Below are 17,061 nucleotides of genomic sequence, written 5' to 3'. Positions count from 1 at the left end.
CCCCATGGTGTTCCGCAAGCTGATGGCCGCGTTCGGCGCGGGCGTCGAGGTCGACACGGTTCTGACGAACACGGGCGTACGGCCCGGCGAGAACCTGCACGGCGTGGTGAACTTCCGCGGCGGCAACAACGACTACAAGGTCGAGGGCATCTACATCGACCTGACCGCCGTCGTCGAGGTGGAGTCCGGCGACAACGAGTACAAGACGAGCTACAGCTTCCTGCGCCAGCAGGTGGCGGGCACGTTCCAGCTCGCCGCCGGGGCGCGGCACCAGCAGCCGTTCCAGGTCACGATCCCGTGGGAGACGCCGATCAGCGCGATCGGCGGCCACCCGCTGCACGGGATGAAGCTGGGCGTGCAGACGGAGCTGGCCCTCGCCGGCGCGCTCGACAAGGGCGACCTCGACCCGCTGTTCGTCAGCCCGCTGCCGGCCCAGGAGTACGTCATCGCCGCGCTCGACCGGATGGGCTTCCACTTCAAGAAGGCCGACCTGGAGCGCGGCACGCTGTACGGCTCCACGATGCCGTTCTTCCAGGAGATCGAGTACCACGCGGGCGGGCAGTGGCGGCGGCACTTCAACGAGCTGGAGCTGACGTTCATCGCCGGGCCGCGGCAGATGGACGTCATCCTGGAGGCCGACAAGCGCGGCGGTTTCCTGACCTCCAGCCACGACGCCTACAACCGCTTCACCGTGCACTACGACGGCTCGCCGCACGCGGCGGAGCAGGCGCTGCAGCGCGGCCTGGAGCAGATGGCCCGCCACCGCGGCTGGTTCTGACGGGGCCCCCGCCCCGGGCGGAGGCTGCCGCCCGGGGCGAAGTCACCGGCATCTTTCGCCACGTGATCGTTCTCTGGTGGTCTCCTGGCGCGGTCGTTACCATGACCTCGGGGACTGACTGATCGTCGGACGGCGGGGCGAGGATGGCACGGTTCGTGTGGGCGATGAAACGGGCCGCTCCGTGGGCGGCGCGCAACGCCGACGGCGCCATCGCCCTGATCCTGGCCGTCGTCGTGGGCGTGCTCGGCATCATGCCGGACGAGATGTTCGGCAAGGAGGGCCAGGACATCCAGCGCCAGCTCGTCAACGCCGCGACGCTGGTCATCCTCGCGCTGGTGGCCACCGCGCTGCTGCGCGACCGGCTGCGCCAGGCCCCCGTCGAGCGGACGATCACCTCGGGGGCGCTGGCCGAGCTGCCGGTGCGGCTGGCGCGCATGGAGCAGATCGAGAGCCTCGCCCACAGCACCCGCCGCGCCCTCGACGCGCTGCAGCTCGTCCGGGTGCTGGGCAGCCGTCAGGAGATCGCGCAGTCGCACGCCGAGGCGCGCAAGGACACCGCCCGCTGGAGCTTCAAGGGCGGCACCGGCACCTACCTGCGGGCGGTCACGCTGCCGCTGTGCGTGGCGGCGGCGCGCAGGGACAAGCGCCACCTCACCGTACGGGTCGAGGTGCTCGACCCGGCCGACGCCGAGGTGTGCGAGACCTACGCCCACTACCGCCGCTCGCTGTCGGAGGCGCCGGACGCCACCGGCGAGACGTGGACGACCGACCGGGTCAGGAAGGAGTCGTACGCGACGATCCTGGCCGCCTTCTGGCACCGCCAGCGCTACGGCCTGCTCGACATCGGCGTCGGCCTGTCGGCGACCATGACGACGTTCCGCTGGGACCTGTCGAGCACGCGCCTGATCATGACGGTCGAGGACCCCAACATGGCGATGACGGCGCTCGCGGGCACCTTCTACTACGAGAACTGCGACACCGAGCTGCGGCTCAGCTTCGAGCAGGCGCGGCGGGTGCCGCTGGAGATGTACAAGAAGGTGCCGCTGAGCGACGAGCCGACGATCGAGGAGGTGCAGGAGCTGTTCGAGCACATCGGCATGCCCCTGCCCAAGTCGTACGACGGCCGCGACGTGGTGGACATCGCGCGCAAGGCGCTGCGCGCCGTGGACCCCTACGGGCCATGAGCTACCGCGACGCGCGCCACAGGGTGACGGCGGGGCAGGCGCGGGAATGGGCCCTGGAGGCCCTGGGGCGCCCCCTGAGCGCCGTACGCCATCCGCTGGGCTTCGTCTGCCTCCCCCTGGAGCGCGACGGCGACGAGGGCGTCTGCGTCCACCTGTGGTCCGGCTCGCTCGCCCACGCCGAGAGCACCACCTCGCAGATCCACTGCCACAGCTGGGACCTTTTCAGCCACGTGCTCTACGGGCAGATACGCAACGTGCACGTCAACGTCGCGGACGCCGGCGCGGAGGCCACGCACCGGGTGTTCGAGGTGGTCAGCGACGACGGCGGCGACCGCATCTCGCCCACCGGCCGCACCGTGCGGCACGCCACCGGCCTCGTGGAGGTCTTCGGCCCCGGCGACACCTACACGCTGCCGGCCGGCCGCTTCCACTCCAGCGTGGTGCCCGAGGGCGGCGAGGCCGCCACCATCGCGCTCGGCCGGGGCCGGCCGGGCGGCCACGACCTGTCGCTCGGGCCGCTCGACGCCGGCCCGCACCGCGTGCCCAGGCAGCGCCTGGACCCCGGCGAGACCGCCCTCGCCGTCCGCCTCGTCACCGCGCGTCTGACCTGAGGGGTAGCCGATGGACCTGGACCACGCTCGCACGGTCGCCGTCGAGGCCGCCGAGGCCGCGGGGACGCTGCTCAGGGAAGGCACGCGGGGCACGATCGGGGTCCGGGCCAAGGGCGTGGCCGGCGACGTGGTGACCGACCTCGACCTCGCCTCCGAGAAGCTGCTGCTGGAGCGCATCCTGACGGCGTTCCCGTCCCACTCCGTGATCGCCGAGGAGTCCGGGCTGGTGGGGGCGGCGGGCGGCGAGTGGACGTGGCTGGTCGACCCGCTCGACGGCACCAACAACGTGGCGATCGGGCTGCCCGCGTTCGTGGTGGGCGTGGCGCTCTGCCGCGACGGGCTGCCCGTGCTGGGCGTGGTGCACGATCCGGTGTCCGGGCAGACGTGGTCGGCCCTGCGGGGGCGGGGGGCGACGGCTTCCACGGGGGCGCGGCTCGCCCCGCCGTACGCGCCGAGCCCGCACGGCCCGCTGCTGGCCTGGACCCAGGGCTACGGCGTCGCCAGGGACGACGCCCGGGGCAGCGCGCTCAAGCAGGCGATGGAGCGGGCCGCCCGCCGGGTCCTGCAACTGTGGGCGCCGCTGCTGTCGTGGGCGATGCTGGCGCGCGGCGACATCGACGGCATCGTCGGCTACCGGGCCGAGGCGGTCGACCTACCGGCGGGCGCGCTGCTGGCCGTCGAGGCCGGGCTCGACATCAGGACCCTGGACGGCGGGCCGTTCGAGGCGTGCATGGACGCGCCCGCCGAGCGGCGCAGCTTCGTGGCCGCCCACCCGCGCGCCATCCCCGGGCTGCTCGCGCTCCTGCGCTGATTCTCGCTCTGTGCAGAAGTACGCGGACCAAGTGTGTCGCAGGCCGATGAGTTCCGCTCCCGCCGGGCGTCTCATGAGATGACGGCACATCGGGAAGGAGCCCGACATGATGACCACGGCCGAACTCGCGCAGGTGCTCTTCACGACCGCGCTGCAGCCCTCCGACGCGCTCTCGCCGTACGCCATCCGCCAGGCCGTGGACGAGCGGCTGTGCGCGTGCGGCGGCGACCCCGCGCGGTGCGCGGGTCAGGTGGCGCAGGAGGCCGGCGACCACCCCGAGGCGTACGCGCGGCGCATGCGCTGGGCGCTCGGCGCGGTCGCCGGCGCCTACCGGCTCGCCGCGGCGTGACCGGCGCTCAGAGCCCGAGTCCGAGCGCCCAGACGGTGGCGGCCAGCCCCGCCACGGCCAGCCCCGCGCCGGTGAGCAGGAAGCGGCCCATCGGCACCCGCACGTCATGCCGGCGGCACGACTCGAACCACAGCAGCGTCGCCAGCGACGCCCACGGCGTCACCACGGGGCCGACGTTGGTGCCTGCCAGCAGCGACAGCAGCCGCTCCTGGTCGGCGGCCGGGATGACCTCCTCGACGGCCTTGTACGCGGGCAGGTTGTTGATCGCGTTGGACAGGCCCGCGCCCACGGCGGCGGTGCGGTAGGGGTCGCCCTCGGCGCCGATCATCCAGGTCATCAGGTCGGCGAGGCCGTGCCTGCTCAGCGTCGGCACCACCAGGAACAGCCCGGTCACGAACACCACGAGCTGCCACGGGAACAGCCGCCAGGACACGCGCTGGCGGGCGCGCAGCAGGAACGCCGCCAGGACGAGCGCCGCGGCGGCGCCGGCGGCCACGGCCACGTGCGCCTTGAGCAGCAGCAGCACGATGAACAGCAGGCAGCCGGCCGACGCCGCGGCGAACAGCGCCCGGTCGCCGACCGGCTCCGGCGCGGGCGGGCTGTAGCGCAGGTCGCCCCGCTCCCCCCTCCGCCAGTAGAACACCCACAGGAACGCCATCGTCACCAGGACGGCGGCGATCTGCGGCGCCCACATGCGGGCGGCGAACTCCTGGGCGTCGAGGCCGAGCTTGTCCATGGCCAGGAGGTTGGTGAGGTTGGAGACCGGCAGCAGCAGGCTCGCGGTGTTGGCCAGCCAGATCGTCGTCATGGCCAGCGGCAGGGGAGCGATGCGGGCCTTCGGGGCCAGGGCCAGCATCACGGGGGTGAGCAGGACGGCGGTCGTGTCCAGGTTCAGGAAGATCGTGACGAAGGACGCGAAGGCCGTGCAGAGGAGGAACAGGGCGGCGTAGTTGCCGCGGCCCAGCACCGCCATCCGCGCCGCGATGGCGTCGAAGACCTGGGCCTCCTTGGTCAGCTCGGCCAGCACGATGACGGCCACCAGGAAGATCAGCAGCGGCCAGATCTCGTCCAGGCTCTCGGCGGCGGCCTCCCACGGCAGCAGCCCGGTCGCCACGAACACCAGGCCGAGCACCAGGAGCCCGATCCTGATCCCGTCGAGCAGGCTGAGACGCCACACGCAGAAGATGATCGCATAGCCTCATGGCCCCCGCTCCCCGCGGGGGATACTGACGGCATGGCACGTGACGGCAGGCCGACCGACATCTTCGTCAGCTACTCCCCGGCCGACACCGCGTGGGCGACGTGGATCGCCTGGGAACTCGAGGCGGCCGGCTACCGGACGATGATCCAGGCGTGGGACTTCGTCCCCGGCACCAACTTCATCGACTTCATGGACCGGGGGGTGAGCGAGGCCCAGCTCGTCGTCGCCGTGCTCTCGCGCAACTACCTGACCTCCCGCTACGGCCGGATGGAGTGGCAGGCGGCGCTGCGGGCCGACCCCGACAACCCCTCCAACAAGCTCGTCACCATCCGCCTGGAGGACGTCCACCTCGAAGGGCTGCTGTCCACGATCACCTGGGTCGACCTGCTCGGCGTCACCGACCCGGGGCAGGCCAGGGCGCTGCTGCTGGGCCGGGTCGGCGAGGCGCTGGCGGGCCGGGCCAAGCCGGAGTACGCGCCCGCCTTCCCCGACGCCGGCAGGGGCGGCCGCGCGCCGGCGCCCGCGCCGACGCTGCCGCCCCCGGCCGAGCGGGCGCGCACGCGCCGCGCCCCGGTGACCGCGCCCGCCTTCCCGCCCGCGGCCGGCCCCGTCGGCGGGCGCAAGTCGGTCAGCGTGCTGCACATCGGCGGCCCCCGGTTCGGCCGGGCGCTGCCCGACCCCGGCGACCCGTTCACGCCCGAGGACATGCAGGCGCGCATCTGGGCGGACCTCACCGCGATGTACGACCGCGGCACCCCCCGTCCCGACCTCATGGTCGTCAGCGGCGACCTGACCGAGTCGGGCAGCCTGCGGCAGTTCGGGCAGGCCACCCGGTTCGTCACCGACCTGCGGCTGCTGCTCGGGCTGGAGCCGCACCGGCTGGTGCTGCTGCCGGGGCCGCGCGACGTGACCAAGGCGGCGGCCAGCGCCTACTTCATGACGTGCGAGGCCGACGACGTGAGCCCGCAGCCTCCTTACTGGCCGAAGTGGCGGCACTTCGCCGGGCTGTTCGGCGAGGTCTACCAGGGGCTGGACGACCGGGTGTTCGACGGCGGGCAGCCGTGGACGCTGTTCGAGGTGCCCGACCTCAAGGTGGTGGTGGCGGCGCTCAACTCGACGATGGCGATGAGCCACCTCGAACGGGACGCGTACGCGCTGCTGGGCGAGGCGCAGGCGGCCTGGTTCGCCGAGCGGCTGCGGCCGTACGAGGAGGGCGGCTGGCTGCGCCTCGGCGCGATGGGCCATCCTCCGGGGGAGCTGCGGGACGCGCCGACGTACGAGCGGCTGCTGGGTCACCGCCTCCACCTGCTCTTCCACGGCGGCCCCGGGCACGGCGGCGAGGGCCGGGTGGCCGCGCCGCGCGCCGGGCGGCACCAGGTCGTCGAGATCACCCCTGACGGCATGCGCACCTGGCTGCCGGACGAGGGGGTGCCCGAGCGGGTGCCCGGCAGGTGGCGGGGCGCGCAGGCGACGTTCACCGGCCGCACCCTCGACGTGCCGCCGCCGCGGCCCAAGCCGGACGAGCGCGCGCCGAGCCCCGTCGAGCTGCTGCTCGACCGGATCGCCGAGGTGTGCGAGGCGCGGCACGAGCGGGCCAGGATCCGCCGCTTCCCCGCCCATCTCGTGGTCACCCACCCCGACGACGGGTTCGTCCGGCAGACGATGATCGGAGCGCACGTCGGCGAGGTGACCGAGGAGGCCGCCGACGCGTTCGCCCGGCAGGCGCACGCCGCCGGGCTGGCCGCCGAGCTGGTCCACCAGGGCCCGCCGGCGCCCCGCTGGATCCGCGACGACCTGATGCGGCAGGGGGTGCGGCTGCGCAGCTTCACCGAGTTCCAGGGCCTGCTCGACCTCACCGGCTACGTCAGCGAGCAGACCGCCCGGCTGGTCGGCGACCGCCGCTACCCGCCCGAGCTGTACGTCCCGCAGCGCTTCCGCGAGCTCGACCGCCCCGGCGGCCAGGTCAGGCAGGGCCTGACGGACGAGATGATGCGGCTGCTGGCCACCGACCACGGCCGCTTCCTGCTGCTGCTCGGCGACTTCGGGCACGGCAAGACGTTCGCGCTGCGCGAGCTGGCCCGGCGCATCCCGGCCGAGCTGCCGCACCTGACGCCGATCCTCATCGAGCTGCGCGCCCTGGACAAGGCGCACTCGGTGGACGCCCTGGTGGCGGCCCACCTGGCCTCCCACGGCGAGGAGTACATCGATCTCAAGGCGTTCCGCTACCTGCTGCGCCAGGGACGCATCGTGCTGCTGTTCGACGGGTTCGACGAGCTGGTGACGCGGCTGACCTACGACCGGGCGGCCGACCACCTGGCGACGCTGCTGGCGGCGGCCGAGGACAAGGCGAAGGTCGTGGTGGCCAGCCGCACCCAGCACTTCAAGTCGCACAGCCAGGTGCTCACCTCGCTCGGCGAGATGGTCGGCGTGCTGCCGCAGCGGCGGGTGCTCAGCGTCGAGGACTTCACCCACGACCAGATCCGCTCCTACCTCGCCAACCGGTTCGAGGGCGGCGACGAGGCGCACGCCCGCATGTCGCTCATGGGCGAGCTGACGGACCTGCTGGCGCTCGCGCAGAACCCGCGCATGCTCTCCTTCATCGCCGACCTCGACGCCGACCGGCTGCGCACCGTCGCGCGGGCCCGCCACACGATCAGCCCGGCCCTGCTGTACGAGGAGATCCTCGGCTCGTGGCTGGCCTTCGAGGAGCGGCGGGCCCGGGTGCCCGGCTCGGCGCTGGCACTGACCATCGGCGAGCTGTGGCAGGTGGTGACGGCGCTCGCGCTGCGGCTGTGGGAGACGGGCGAGTCGCTGCTCGGCGTGGACGAGCTGACCGAGATCGGCGAGACCCTCACCGACCTGGCGGGCGGCCAGCTCTCGGCCGCGCACGCGGCGCACGCGATGGGCTCGGGCAGCCTGCTCGTCCGCACCGAGGAGGGCATGTTCGGCTTCATCCACGCCTCCGTCATGGAGTGGCTGATCGCCCGGCACCTCGCCATGGACAACCTCGCCCTGCTCTCCCGCCGCCCGCTGTCGGCGCTCACCGTGGAGTTCCTGTGCGACCTCGCGGACGTGCGGGCGCTGCGCGCCTGGGTGGCCGATCCGCCCGCCGACGACGTCTCCCGCGCCAACGCCGTCAAGATCGCCGCCCGGCTGCGCACCCCGGCCCGCGCCGACCTGCGCGGCGCCAACCTCAAGGGCGAGGACCTGTCGGCGCGCGACCTGCGCGAGGTCGACCTCACCGGCGCCGACCTGTCGGAGGCCACGCTGGCGGGCACCAACCTGTCGCGGGCCGTCCTGCGCGGGGCCCGGCTGGCGGGCGCGCGGCTCGACGGCGCGACACTCGCCGGGGCCGACCTCACCGACGCCGACCTGTCGGGGGCGCGGCTCGCGCAGACCGACCTCAGCGACGTGACCGTGACGGGCGCCCGCTGGCACCGGGCCGCGCTGATCAACGTCACCGGCACGCTGCCGCGCCTGCCCGGCGCGGCCGTGGTGCCGGGGCAGCCGATCGAGGTGGAGTTCGCCCCCGCCGGCATCGGCGTCCCGTACGGCTACCACTTCCAGACCAGCCGCCTGCCCGAGCCGATCGCCTACAGCCCCGACGGCGCCACGGTCGCGATCGGCGACGAGGACGGCGGCGTGCTGCTGTGCGCGGGCGGCGCGCCGGTACGCACGCTCCAGGGCCACCGGGGCCGCGTCTACGCCGTCTCCTTCGCCGGCGACCTGCTGGCCACGGGGGCGAGCGACGGCCAGGTCATCCTGTGGGACGCGCTCACCGGCGAACGGCTCCGCACGCTCGACGGCCACGCCGACGGCGTCTGGCCGGTGCGCCTCAGCCCCGGCGGCGACCTGGTCGCGGCCGGGGGCGGCGACGGCGTCGTGCGCGTGTGGGAGAGCGCGACCGGACGCACGGCGCACGAGCTGGCCGGGCACCAGGCGCCGGTCTACACGATGGCCTTCGGCCGCTCGGCGCTGGTGACCGGCGACGCGGCGGGGGCCGTGCGGGTCTGGGATCTGGAGAGCGGGCAGGTGCTGCACACCCTCGACGGCCACCGCGGCAGCGTCTACCGCTCGGTGCTCAGCCCCGGCGGCGCGCTGCTGGCCACCGGCGACGAGGCGGGCACGGTCCGGCTCTGGGACGCCGCCTCCTGGGAGCTGCTGCACACCCTCACCGGGCACGCGGGCAGCGTCTACTCCATGGCCTTCTCGGCGGACGGCTCGCTGCTGGCCAGCGGCGACACCGCGGGCGGCGTACGGCTCTGGGAGCCGTCGGGGCGGGCGCTCGGCGTGCACACGACGCACGCGTCGGCGGTCTACCAGGTCGCCTTCAGCCCCGACGGCGCCGTGCTCGCCTCCGGCGACTCCGCCGGGCTCGTACGCCTCCAGCCGGTGGGCGGCGGGCCGCGGGTGGAGCTGACCGGGCACCGCAGCTCGGTGTGGCCGTTCGCGTACCGGCCCGACGGGCATCAGCTCGCGACCAGCAGCAACGACGGCACCGTGCGGCTGTGGGACCCCCACACCGGCCAGTGCCAGCGGGTGCTGCGCGGCCACGGGCGGCGCATCTCGTCGGTGCGCTTCAGCGCCGACGGCACGATGCTGGCCACCAGCGGCAACGACGGCGTCGTCCGCCTGTGGGAGCCGCGCACCGGGCGGCGGCTGCGCGAGTTCAGCGGCACCTCCGACCGGCTGATCTCCGCGCTGTTCTCCCCCGCCGGGCCGGTGCTGGCCACCTCCAGCAACGACGGCGGCGTGCACCTGTGGAACGCCGTCACCGGCGACTACGAGCGCGAGCTGCACGCCGAGACCGACCACGTGTGGGCCGAGGCGTTCAGTCCCGACGGCGACCTGCTGGCCACGGCCAACGACGACGACAGCGTGCGCATCTGGTACCGGCCGACCGGGCGGCTGACGGCCAACCTGCTCGACCACCGGGGGCGGGTGCGCTCGATCGCGTTCAGCCCCGACGGCTCGTACGTGGCCACCGGCTGCGACGACAAGCTGGTCCGGATCTGGCACGTGGCCTCGGGCGGCCGGATCGCCACCCTGGAAGGGCACACCGACCGGGTCTACTCCGTGGCCTTCTCCCCCGACGGGCGGCTGCTGGCCAGCGCCGGGAACGACGGGCGCGCCCTGGTGTGGGAGCTGCTGCCCGGCCAGCCCTGGCAGCCGCGGCTCGCCCACACGCTCGGCGGCGGCGACGGCGGGCGGTGGTGGAGCGTCGCCTTCGACGCCGCAGGCGTGCGCCTCGCGACCGGCGGCGACGACAAGCTCGTCCGGATCTGGGACGCCGCGACCGGGCGGCAGCTCCACGCGCTGGCCGGGCACTCCCGGCGGGTCTGGTCGGTCGCCTTCAGCCCGGCCGGCGACGACCTGCTGGCCAGCGCGGGCGACGACGGCGTGGTGATCCTGTGGGCGGGCGGCGAGCGGCGGGCGACGCTGCTCGGGCTGCCCGAGGGGTGGGCGGCGCTGGCCCCCGACGGCCGGTACAAACTGCACGGCGAGCCGGGCGGGCAGTTCTGGCACGTGGTCGGGATGTCGCGGTTCGAGCTGGGCGAGCTGGATCCGTACCTGCCAGGGGTGCGGCAGGTGCCGCTGGACTCACCCTTCTGACGTGCCCCGCATGGGGCGGCCGAGCAGCGCGGTCGCCACGCTCTCGATGTGCGGGGCGAGGTCGGTGAGCGCCGCCCCGGACAGCGCCGGGGTGCCGACGACCGAGCGCAGGATGCCGATGCCGACCAGCCAGGCGCTGAGCAGCTCGGCGCGCAGCTCGGCGTCCCCGCCCTCGGCCAGGTCGGCCAGCGCCCGGACGTAGGTGCCGCAGACCTCCTCGCGCATCCGCAGGCGGGCGTCCTCGTGGGCAGAGGAGCGCAGCATGGCGACCAGGGGGTGCTCGCCGCCGTAGCGGGTCCAGTCCTGGAAGACGACCGCGCCGACCATGCGGGCGACCAGTTCCTCCGGCGGGCCGTCCCCGGGGAGGCCGGCCGGGAGGTCGGCGGTGACCGCGTCGAACAGGGCCTTCTTGGAGCCGAAGTAGCGGAAGATCAGGGTGGCGTCCACGCCGGCGTCGGCGGCGACGTCGCGGACGCTGGTGGCGTCGTAGCCGTCGCGGGCGAAGCGCAGCCGGGCGGCTTCCAGCAGCCGGGCCCTGGTGGCCTCCCGGTCCCTCTTCGGCATCGCCCCTCCTTCTGAGTCATCGACTGTTGACATCGTATCGGCCGCGCGTGTTACGGTCCTTCAAGTCATCGAACGATGACTTGGCGATGGGAGCAGAGCATGGGAACGTACGTGGTGGCGGGCGGCACGACCGGGATGGGGCGCGGCCTGGCGCTGCACCACCTGCGGGCCGGCGACCGGGTGACGGTGGTCGGCAGCGACCCGGGCAGGGGGCGGGCCCTGCTCGACGAGGCGGCCCGGCTGGGGGCCGGGGAGCGGGCCACGTTCGTACGGGCCGACCTGACCTCCGTCGCGGAGAACCGGCGGGTGATCGAGGAGGTCAAGGCCCGGCACGACGCCCTCGACGGGCTCATCCTCACCGCCATCCGGCACTTCGGGACCCGCACGCTCACCCCCGACGGCTTCGAGGCCACCTTCGCGCTCTACTACGTCAGCCGCCTCCTGCTCAGCCACGGCCTCACGGACCTGCTGGAGAAGGGCGGCCGGCCGATGATCGTGAACGTGTGCGGCGTCGGCGTCACCAAGGGCACGATCCACTGGGACGACCTGTCGCTCAGCCGCGGCTACAGCGGCATCAAGGCCCTGCTCCAGGGCGGGCGGGCCACGGACCTGCTGGGCGTCGCCTACCCGGACGCGCACCCCGGCGGGCGTACCCGCTTCCTGCTGCACCATCCGGGCTTCACCGACAGCGGCAGCGGCAGCCTTCCCCAGCCCGCGCGGGCGCTCGTCCGGCTCCTCGCCAAGGTCGCCGCGCAGCCCGTGGACAAGGCCGTCGCGCCCATCATCGAGCTGATGGCCGATCCGCCCGCCGGGCGGCTGCTCGCCTACGACCGGCGTACGCCGGTGGACCCGTCGATCCCGACGCTCGACCCGGCCGCCGCCCGCCGCCTCCACGACCTGACCCGCCACCTCCTCGACTGAACGCCCCTTTTGCCGCGATTGCCGCGCTCCGCCACCGGACTGTGGGAGGATCCTGGGCTAGATCGTTTCGGTGGCGCGGAGCATCGTGAAGGGGATGGAGCATGGTTACCTGCCAAGGGCTGGGCTCGTGACCGGCGGCCGCGACCTCCCCGCGCAGGCGGCCGACCCCGCCCACACCGCCGGAACTCCGCAGGCCCGCAGCAACCGCACACCCAACGAGCACGGCCCGACCCAGAACCCGCCGCACCAGGACGGGCCGGGCCAGGCCGGGCCGGGCCAGGACGGGCCGGGTGACGCGGGGCTTGCCGAGGCGGCGGGTGAGCTTCCCGATGGGCGGGAGGTCATGCCGAAACGGGCCGCCGGACCGTTGCCGTGGCCGCAGCGGCCTGGCACCGACACCAACCGGAAGGGTGAGGGGCGCTCGCAGGCCGCCAAGACGGCCGCCGTGGCCGTGGGCGTGGTGCTGCTGACCCTGGCCGGGGCGCTGATCGGCGTCCCGGCGTTCCGCACCACGCTGGACCCCGTGCCCCACCCGGGATCGGTGCCGCCGACGCCACCCGCCGCGGCGCTGCGCCGCAGCCCCGCCGCCACCGCGCCCGCGTCGGCCACCGCGCCGCCGGTCGTGGACGCCGCGCCCGTCACCACGCCGCCCGCGCCCGTCACGCCGCCTCCGTCGCGGCTGTCGCCGCAACCGGTCGCGACCGCGACGACCTACCCGACCACGCCGGGCGCCGTACGGCCACAGGCGGCCCGCAGCCAGCGCACCCGCACCGCCCGCCCGCGCGCGATCCGCCCCCAGCCGGTACGCCCACGTCGCAGCGCCGTGGTCATGGGCACCGGGGACGACTCCGGAACCCCCGCCCCCACGTCCACCACGACGGCCCCGGACACCGCCGCCACACTCACCCCGGCCCCGCAGGTCCCCGGCAGCCTCAACGGCCAGGCAGCCGCCGACGGGACCTCCTGACCACCAAGAGCCCAGCCGGCGCGACGACCCCGCCAGGCCCCGCGCCCGGACCCCTGTCCGGTCAGCCGCGGGCGGCCCGCTGGAGCAGGTCGGCCCAGACCTCGGTCACCCGCGCGTCCAGCTCCTCCAGCGATCCTTCGTTCACGATGACGACGTCGGCGACCGCCAGCCGGTCCTCCCGGCTCGCCTGGGCGGCGATGCGGGCCTTGGCGTCGGCCTCCGCCATGCCGCGGTGCTCGGCGAGCCGCTGGATGCGCACCTCGTCGGCCGCGTCCACGACGATCACGACGTCGTACATGGGGGCGAGTTTGTTCTCGGCCAGCAGCGGCACGTCGTAGACCACGACGGCGTCGCCGGGCGCGTCCGCCTGCAACCGCGCCACCCGCTCCCCCACGAGCGGATGCACGATGCCGTTGAGCACGGCCAGCTTCTGGGAGTCGGCGAAGACGATCGAGCCCAGCTTCTCGCGGTCGAGGGCCCCGTCGGGGCGGAGCACCTCCTCGCCGAAGGCCGTGACCACCCGTGCCAGCCCGGCCGTGCCGGGCTCGACGACCTCGCGCGCGATCTTGTCGGCGTCGATCACGACCGCGCCATGAGCCGCGAGCCGCCTGGACACCTCACTCTTGCCGGATCCGATGCCGCCGGTGAGCCCAATCTTCAGCACCGGTGCAGCCTATCCACGATGCGCGGACCGCGCACGACCGGACGGCCGGCTCAGGCTACGGGCCCGGGCTCCGGCTCCCTGCGCAGGTGGACCATCGTCAGGTGGTCGTCCATCCGCTCACGGTGCGTCTCCCGGTAGCCCAGCCGACGGTAGAGCTTGAGGTTGCCCGCCGACAGGTGCCCGGTGAACAGGTCGAACGCGGTGGCCTGCGGCACCTGCTCGTGCAGCGCCCGCAGCAGCGCCGTGCCGAGGCCCTGCCCCTGCCGGTCGGGGACGACGACCAGCCGGCCGACCAGGCAGGTGGTGCCGGAGAGCTGGCCGCGTACGGCGCCGACGATGCGGCGGTCACCGTCGAGCGCCTTGAGCACGACGGCGCCCTCGATGGCCTTGCGAAGCTGCTCCAGCGACTCGACCAGCGGCGGGATGTAGGGGTCGCCGTAGAGCTGGGCCTCGCTCACGTAGGCCGCCCGCTGCACGGTGAGGATCTCCCCGGCGTCCGCCGGCACCGCCCGCTCGATCATCACGCCGCCACCCTACCGGCCGGGCGCCGAGCGCCGGAGCAGGACCTGGAAGAACTCCCGTACGCCGGTCACGACCGATTCGGGGGCGGCCATGGCCACCATGTGGCTCGGGCTCTCCCCGTCACCCCAGTACACGACGTCGTTGCCGCGCTCGGCGATGCGGCGCAGCAGGGCGGGGCCGCCGTGCGTGGCTCCGGTGGGCACGTCCCGCTGGTCGACGGGCATGCCGGCGGCGCCCTCGTAGTACGTCCAAGACGACGACCCGCCGGTGCCGGTGAACCAGTACAGGCTGGCGGTGGTGAGCAGCAGGTCGCGGCCGATCGGCTCGGCGACCGGGCCGTTCCGCTCGGGCCAGCCGTCGAACTCCTTGAACCGCTCCACCAGGTACGCCAGCTGCGCCACCGGCGAGTCGGCGAACCCGTGGGCGAGCGTCTGGGGCCGGCTCGCCAGGTAGGGGCCGTACCCGCTGCCGCCGGCCATCCGCTCCCCCAGCGTCTTGAGCCAGCTCAGCTCCTCCTGGCTCGCCCCTTCGAGCTCGGCGGGGTCGCCGGTGGGGATGCCGAGGCCGGAGGTGATGACCGCCCCGGTGACGTGCTCGGGGTCGAGGGCGGCGAGCCGGGCCGTGACCAGCGCGCCGGCGTCGTTGCCGTGGGCTCCGTAGCGGTCGTGGCCGAGGCGGCGCATGAGCTCGGCCCAGGTGCGGGCGACCCGGTCGACGCTCCAGGGCCGCTCGTCCGCGGGCTCGGGGAACGCCGAGAAGGCGAAGCCGGGCAGGGACGGCGCGACGACGTGGAAGGCGAGCGCGGGGTCGAGCCCGTGGGCGCGCGGGTCGGTGAGCGGGCCGAGCACGTCGAGCAGTTCGGCGACCGAGCTCGGCCAGCTGTGCGTGACGATCAGCGGCAGCGCGTGCGGCTCCGGCGAGCGTACGTGCAGGAAGTGCACCCGCTGGCCGTCGATGTCGGTCGTGAACTGCGGGAAGGCGTTGAGCCTGGCCTCCTGGGCCCGCCAGTCGAAGCTCTCGGCCCAGTGTTCGGCCAGCTCACGCAGGTGGGCCACGGGCACCCCGCGGTCCCAGCCGCCGGGGAGCTGACGGGCCCAGCGGGTGCGCCGCAGCCGCTCGCGCAGGTCGTCAAGGTCGGCTTGGGGAATGTCGATGCGGAACGGAGTGATCGTCTCAGTCATGGGACGAACGGTAGGGAGCCATGCGGCAAGCCACGTTCCGCAATGACTCCCAGGAGCGCAGCACATCGCACAGATCGCCGCCCGGACACGCGAAAGCCCCGCACGAACCCGTGCGGGGCTTTCGTTTACCGCCTACTCCTGGGGACAGAGCCTCAGCTCTGGCCGCCCGCGAGCTTCTCGCGCAGGGCCGCGAGCGCCTCGTCCGAGGCGAGCGCGCCGCTGGCCGGAGCGGACGAGGAGCTCTGCTGAGCCGGGGTCTCGCCGCCGTAGGACGTCGGAGCGCCCTCGCCGGCCTCGGCCTCGGCCTTGCGGGCCTCCTCGATCTGCTTGCGGTGGGCCTCGAAGCGCTGCTGGGCCTCGGCGTACTGCCGCTCCCACTCCTCACGCTGCTTGTCGAAGCCTTCGAGCCACTCGCCGGTCTCCGGGTCGAAGCCCTCGGGGTAGATGTAGTTGCCCTGGTCGTCGTAGGTCGCGGCCATGCCGTAGAGCGTCGGGTCGAACTCGACCTCGGCGCCCACGCCCTCGTTGGCCTGCTTCAGCGAGAGGCTGATGCGGCGACGGTCGAGGTCGATGTCGATGATCTTGACAAAGATCTCGTCGCCGACCTGGACGACCTGCTCCGGGATCTCCACGTGGCGCTCGGCCAGCTCGGAGATGTGGACCAGACCCTCGATGCCCTCCTCGACCCGGACGAACGCGCCGAACGGCACCAGCTTGGTGACGCGGCCCGGCACGACCTGGCCGATCTGGTGGGTGCGGGCGAACTGCTGCCACGGGTCTTCCTGGGTGGCCTTGAGCGACAGGGAGACGCGCTCGCGCTCCATGTCGACGTCGAGGACCTCGACCGTGACCTCCTGGCCGACCTCGACGACCTCGGAGGGGTGGTCGATGTGCTTCCAGGACAGCTCGGACACGTGGACCAGGCCGTCGACGCCGCCGAGGTCCACGAACGCGCCGAAGTTGACGATCGAGGAGACGACGCCCTTGCGGACCTGACCCTTCTGCAGGGTGTTGAGGAAGGTCTGGCGGACCTCCGACTGCGTCTGCTCGAGCCAGGCGCGGCGCGACAGGACCACGTTGTTGCGGTTCTTGTCGAGCTCGATGATCTTCGCCTCGAGCTCACGGCCGACGTAGGGCTGCAGGTCGCGGACCCGTCGCATCTCGACCAGGGACGCCGGGAGGAAGCCACGGAGGCCGATGTCGAGGATGAGACCACCCTTGACGACCTCGATGACGGTGCCGGTGACGATGCCGTCCTCGTCCTTGATCTTCTCGATCGTGCCCCAGGCGCGCTCGTACTGAGCGCGCTTCTTGGACAGGATCAGGCGGCCCTCCTTGTCCTCCTTCTGGAGAACCAGGGCCTCGACGTGTTCGCCGACCTCCACGACGTCAGCAGGGTCGACATCGTGCTTGATCGAAAGCTCGCGCGAGGGGATGACTCCCTCGGTCTTGTAGCCGATATCGAGAAGGACCTCGTCTCGATCGACCTTGACGACGGTGCCCTCGACGATGTCGCCGTCGTTGAAGTACTTGATGGTCTCGTCGATCGCGGCGAGGAAGGCTTCCTCGGACCCGATGTCGTTGACCGCTACCTGCGGGGTGCTCGAGGTGGCCTCAGTGCTGGACGTCATGTGTGGAATTGCTCCGAACGCGGACAGGATGTCGATGTGGCGGACGCGCGGCAGGCCCTCTTCC

General features: G+C 73.5%; 14 protein-coding genes. 8 read left to right on the top strand and 6 right to left on the bottom strand.

The window, feature by feature from the left end; genetic code table 11:
• The first annotated feature begins 4 nt into the window (after positions 1–4).
• The 5 genes from Nocox_RS15920 (at position 5) to Nocox_RS15900 (ending at position 3,733) form a co-directional block, all read left to right on the top strand.
• The gene (locus Nocox_RS15920; RefSeq protein WP_020543764.1) at positions 5–778 is read left to right on the top strand and encodes a sporulation protein; all 774 of its coding nucleotides are present in this window, start codon (positions 5–7) and stop codon (positions 776–778) included.
• A gap of 143 nt (positions 779–921) precedes the next feature.
• Positions 922–1,962, top strand: coding sequence for a hypothetical protein (locus tag Nocox_RS15915; RefSeq protein ID WP_246649795.1), 1,041 nt, complete (start codon positions 922–924; stop codon positions 1,960–1,962).
• Positions 1,959–2,573 carry a hypothetical protein gene (locus Nocox_RS15910; protein WP_020543766.1) on the top strand — a complete coding sequence of 205 codons (615 nt, stop codon included), beginning with the start codon at positions 1,959–1,961 and terminating at the stop codon, positions 2,571–2,573. The genes Nocox_RS15915 and Nocox_RS15910 overlap by 4 nt, the downstream gene beginning before the upstream one ends.
• A gap of 10 nt (positions 2,574–2,583) precedes the next feature.
• Positions 2,584–3,384 carry an inositol monophosphatase family protein gene (locus Nocox_RS15905; protein WP_020543767.1) on the top strand — a complete coding sequence of 267 codons (801 nt, stop codon included), beginning with the start codon at positions 2,584–2,586 and terminating at the stop codon, positions 3,382–3,384.
• Positions 3,385–3,490: 106 nt separating this feature from the next.
• Positions 3,491–3,733 carry a hypothetical protein gene (locus Nocox_RS15900; protein ID WP_020543768.1) on the top strand — a complete coding sequence of 81 codons (243 nt, stop codon included), beginning with the start codon at positions 3,491–3,493 and terminating at the stop codon, positions 3,731–3,733.
• A gap of 7 nt (positions 3,734–3,740) precedes the next feature.
• Here Nocox_RS15900 and Nocox_RS15895 read toward each other — a convergent pair whose 3' ends face one another.
• Positions 3,741–4,910 (bottom strand): ArsB/NhaD family transporter, encoded by a 1,170-nt coding sequence (locus Nocox_RS15895; protein ID WP_020543769.1) that lies wholly within the window; start codon positions 4,908–4,910, stop codon positions 3,741–3,743.
• Positions 4,911–4,967: 57 nt separating this feature from the next.
• Between Nocox_RS15895 and Nocox_RS15890 the strand changes: the two genes are divergently transcribed.
• The gene (locus Nocox_RS15890; protein ID WP_020543770.1) at positions 4,968–10,547 is read left to right on the top strand and encodes a WD40 domain-containing protein; all 5,580 of its coding nucleotides are present in this window, start codon (positions 4,968–4,970) and stop codon (positions 10,545–10,547) included.
• Here the strand turns inward: Nocox_RS15890 and Nocox_RS15885 are convergent.
• The gene (locus Nocox_RS15885) at positions 10,536–11,111 is read right to left on the bottom strand and encodes a TetR/AcrR family transcriptional regulator (RefSeq protein WP_020543771.1); all 576 of its coding nucleotides are present in this window, start codon (positions 11,109–11,111) and stop codon (positions 10,536–10,538) included. The genes Nocox_RS15890 and Nocox_RS15885 overlap by 12 nt on opposite strands.
• A gap of 99 nt (positions 11,112–11,210) precedes the next feature.
• On the opposite strand from Nocox_RS15885, the gene Nocox_RS15880 reads away from it, so the two are divergent.
• Both Nocox_RS15880 and Nocox_RS15875 read left to right on the top strand, forming a co-directional pair.
• Entirely contained in the window at positions 11,211–12,032 is an 822-nt protein-coding gene (locus Nocox_RS15880; RefSeq protein WP_020543772.1) for an SDR family NAD(P)-dependent oxidoreductase, read from the top strand.
• Positions 12,033–12,126: 94 nt separating this feature from the next.
• Positions 12,127–12,999, top strand: coding sequence for a hypothetical protein (locus Nocox_RS15875; protein WP_157383117.1), 873 nt, complete (start codon positions 12,127–12,129; stop codon positions 12,997–12,999).
• A 61-nt stretch (positions 13,000–13,060) separates the two neighbouring features.
• On the opposite strand, the gene coaE is transcribed toward Nocox_RS15875, so the two are convergent.
• The 4 genes from coaE to rpsA all read right to left on the bottom strand — a co-directional run bounded on the left by coaE (position 13,061) and on the right by rpsA (position 16,997).
• Positions 13,061–13,663 carry a dephospho-CoA kinase gene (gene coaE / locus Nocox_RS15870; protein WP_020543773.1) on the bottom strand — a complete coding sequence of 201 codons (603 nt, stop codon included), beginning with the start codon at positions 13,661–13,663 and terminating at the stop codon, positions 13,061–13,063.
• 50 nt (positions 13,664–13,713) lie between these two features.
• Positions 13,714–14,184: a GNAT family N-acetyltransferase gene (locus tag Nocox_RS15865; protein WP_020543774.1), complete on the bottom strand. Its 471-nt coding sequence runs from the start codon at positions 14,182–14,184 to the stop codon at positions 13,714–13,716.
• A 12-nt stretch (positions 14,185–14,196) separates the two neighbouring features.
• Positions 14,197–15,366, bottom strand: a complete 1,170-nt coding sequence (locus Nocox_RS15860) for an epoxide hydrolase family protein (RefSeq protein WP_020543775.1) — start codon at positions 15,364–15,366, stop codon at positions 14,197–14,199.
• A 152-nt stretch (positions 15,367–15,518) separates the two neighbouring features.
• The gene (gene rpsA / locus Nocox_RS15855) at positions 15,519–16,997 is read right to left on the bottom strand and encodes a 30S ribosomal protein S1 (protein WP_020543776.1); all 1,479 of its coding nucleotides are present in this window, start codon (positions 16,995–16,997) and stop codon (positions 15,519–15,521) included.
• Between the last annotated feature and the right edge of the window lie 64 nt (positions 16,998–17,061).

The organism is Nonomuraea coxensis DSM 45129 (genome assembly GCF_019397265.1).
Lineage (GTDB): Bacteria > Actinomycetota > Actinomycetes > Streptosporangiales > Streptosporangiaceae > Nonomuraea > Nonomuraea coxensis.
The sequence above is the reverse complement of the archived record's forward strand: the minus strand, read 5'-3'. Positions and strand labels throughout refer to the sequence as shown.